Genomic DNA, 2855 nt, shown 5'->3' with positions numbered 1-2855 from the left:
ACGCGCGGGGCGGAACCATCAGACGTGGGCAGAACTCATGGCCACCAGCAGGCAGTTCTCCTGGCCACCCACGGGCAGATCCCGTGACCGCCTACGGGCAGTTTTCCATGGCCGCCGACAGGTGCGGGCTGTAGGTTCCGGTGGGAGTGGCCGGTTTCGCCGATGAAGTGGCTGCGACGCAGAGTGGCCAGACAACCCCGCGACGAGTCCGCGGTCAGGATTCCGGTGCACGATCTGGCCCCACTTGTAGGTTCCCGCCGAAATGGCGGGATCCATGGATAGTTGGCGGGCACTTGGCGTCTATGCCATTTGCCGTGGACGACGGCGCTGAGCGAGCGTCCCGCTTCAGCGGGGCATCCTGGTGCCGACCTACTCTTGAGCTGTGACTGATCCGATGGCGGTTGGTGGTCCTCGGCGTATCCGGGATCTGGTGTACGAGACGTTTGTCGCCGAGGGGCGCGCGCCGTCGATCGGCGAACTCTCGCGCCGCGCGGGTGTGCCGAGAGAGGCCGTCGCCGAGGATTTGGCTCGCCTCGCGGATGCGCACGCGCTCGTACTGAGCGAGGACGGCGATCGCATCCGAATGGCGCACCCGTTCACGGCTGCGCCGATGGCGTTCGTCGTGACCCCGCAGAACGGGCTCGATGATCGACGCTGGTGGGGCGGTTGCGCGTGGGATTCGTTCGGAATCAGTGCGGCGATGGGACTCGACGTGAGAATCGACACAGCCTGTCCCCACTGTGGCGCGGCGATCTCGACACTCGCTGGCCCGCAGCAGCCCCCGAGCTCGGGGCTTGCGGTGCGGTTCCCGCGACCGGCTGCTGAATGGTGGGACGACGTCGTCGGCACCTGCACGATGATCCGAATGTTCTGCAGCCGTGACCACGTGGAGGCGTGGACTGCACGGCATTCACCTGGCGCCGGCTACGTCGCCGATGCGGGGGATGTGTGGCGTCTTGCCGTGCCTTGGTATGGCCATCGCGTCGATCCCGGGTTCACACCACACACGCGCGAGCACAACCAGCAGCTGCTTGAGGGTGTCGGTCTGACCGGCTCGTTCTGGCAACTCCCGTAGCGAGGCGTCCGACCTGATCGTCGCTTATGTAGAAATCCCGTCATGTCGCGTGGAGTCGTGAACTCGAAACGACCGCCAACTGTCGTGGAATCGCGGCATCCTCCGCCACCTCGGCGCCCGCCCGAGAATCCGTCTATGTGAGGTTCCTCGCGATCCAGACTCGCATCGCGGTGCGGATAATCGCGGCGTTGCTGTCGCCGCCGTACGTTGCAGCGAACCGGGGGTCGGCCACATACAACTCGGAGAGCCCCGTGTAGGACTCGCTGTCGGGCTTCCTTCCTCCCCAGTAGGCGGTGACCCACCGATGGTGGTCCGCGACCAAGGCCTGGAGGCGGGCGCCGTGCGGGTCTTCCCAGTCGTCGGCAGCGTCGCGCAGAGCGGCGTTGACGTCGAGGCTCTCCTTGTCGGCGGCTTGGCGTTGTTCCGCGGTCATGGCGGCGCGCCGCGTAGCGGTGCGGTCCCACGCCTCATCACCCCAGCGGGTTCGTACTTCGGCTTCGTACTGGCTCTGGTCGACCCCGGCGAAGACGTCGTCGATTGACATGGGCTGGCCCTTCTTCACCGCGTCGAGCGTGTGTCGAACGACGGCGATCTGTTGATTGGTTCGGTCCCGGCGCTCCTCAAGGAGCGCGAGATGTGTCTCGATGGCGCCAGCGAGTGACGTTTCGTCATCGAGCGTGAGGCGAATGGTGGCGAGCGGGAGTTCGAGTGCGCGCAGCGACATGATCCGATAGAGGCGGGAAATCTCGGCGTCGCCATAGAAGCGATATCCGTTGCTCGCTATCCGTCCGGGTCGGAGGAGGCCGATCTGCTCGTAGTGCCGGAGCGTCCGGCTGGTGAGTCCGGTCGCCTTGGCAAGGTCACCGATCGGCCACTCCATCACACTGCCCCCTTCGGCTTACTCGCTGGTCGGCGCGAGTGTTTCTGGCCGCTCGAAGTCGCCGGTGATCTCATCGTTCACCCACACCTGCGCGGCAGCTTGTTCCATCATGCGCGGGGCCGTGAGTGTCACCGCGTTGCCGTCCTGGTCGGTGAACGTGACGTCAGTCGTGAACCACGGAGTATCGAGCGGTCCCACTACCTCTGCGCCTGCGGCCCGGAGCCGATCAGCAACGTCGTCCAGGTCGACGTCACCCGCCGCGAACGACACAGAGGTCGACCCGCGCACCGCCGGGCGCTGAGTCAAGAGGATGTCTTGGTACTTCTCTCGCCGGAGATGCACGAGCGACGGCACTCCACCCGGACCCAGAATGGTGGCGAGGTTCACGAAGCCCGCGGACGCGTAGAGGGATTCGGCGGCGGCAAAGTCTCCGACCGCGAAGTTCGCGAACATCGGCATCGCGTAGATCGACCGGTCGATGGCCGGCTTCTTGGATTCAGTCATGAGTGGCACTCTGTCGGTTGACGTTACGGCAGAGTCAAGTCCGGGTGGGTTGTGGGTGCCAGTTTTCAGATTCCCGCAATTGCCCAAAAGGGGTATCCATCTTGTTGCCGCCGAGTTGGGTGTTCGTGGTTCGCGGGTCGCAGCGTTGTCGGGGTGGTCGGGGGCGATGCCAGGGAGGATCGATGGTCTCGACGTCGAGCGTTCCGGGGCGGCGGCGGGTTTGGGCGTGCACGCCCGCGGGATGTGTTGCTTGCGGGCGTGAGATGCGTACGAGAGCGCGGTAGGTGACGGGTTCGGACGCGACGGCACGCTGCAGCAGTCGCATGAAGACCAGGCCCCGGTCTCGGGTATGGCGCCGGTTGAAGCGGAACACGTACTCGTCGAGGTATTCCTGGA

General features: G+C 65.4%; 3 protein-coding genes and 1 pseudogene. 1 reads left to right on the top strand and 3 read right to left on the bottom strand.

The window, feature by feature from the left end; genetic code table 11:
* Nucleotides 1-382: 382 nt before the first annotated feature.
* Nucleotides 383-1075: an organomercurial lyase gene (gene merB, locus ACK5KK_RS05720; RefSeq protein ID WP_416889128.1), complete on the top strand. Its 693-nt coding sequence runs from the start codon at nucleotides 383-385 to the stop codon at nucleotides 1073-1075.
* Between the two features lie 133 nt (nucleotides 1076-1208).
* Here the strand turns inward: merB and ACK5KK_RS05715 are convergent, their stop codons facing one another.
* From ACK5KK_RS05715 to ACK5KK_RS05705, 3 genes and pseudogenes are all read right to left on the bottom strand, one after another.
* Nucleotides 1209-1955, bottom strand: coding sequence for a MerR family transcriptional regulator (locus tag ACK5KK_RS05715; RefSeq protein WP_416889129.1), 747 nt, complete (start codon nucleotides 1953-1955; stop codon nucleotides 1209-1211).
* Nucleotides 1956-1973: 18 nt separating this feature from the next.
* A complete protein-coding gene (locus tag ACK5KK_RS05710; RefSeq protein WP_416889127.1) occupies nucleotides 1974-2459 on the bottom strand; it encodes a VOC family protein in 486 nt (161 codons plus the stop codon).
* A 265-nt stretch (nucleotides 2460-2724) separates the two neighbouring features.
* Nucleotides 2725-2855 (bottom strand): annotated as a pseudogene (locus tag ACK5KK_RS05705) (IS1595 family transposase); the annotation flags it as partial.

This window comes from Microbacterium sp., assembly GCF_047972865.1.
Classification (GTDB): Bacteria; Actinomycetota; Actinomycetes; order Actinomycetales; family Microbacteriaceae; genus Microbacterium.
The sequence above is the reverse complement of the archived record's forward strand: the minus strand, read 5'-3'. Positions and strand labels throughout refer to the sequence as shown.

Excerpts from the sequence above, each read along its gene's own strand:
- ACK5KK_RS05715 (WP_416889129.1), bottom strand. The coding sequence starts at position 1,955 with ATGGAGTGGCCGATCGGTGACCTTGCCAAGGCGACCGGACTCACCAGC.
- ACK5KK_RS05710 (WP_416889127.1), bottom strand. The coding sequence starts at position 2,459 with ATGACTGAATCCAAGAAGCCGGCCATCGACCGGTCGATCTACGCGATG.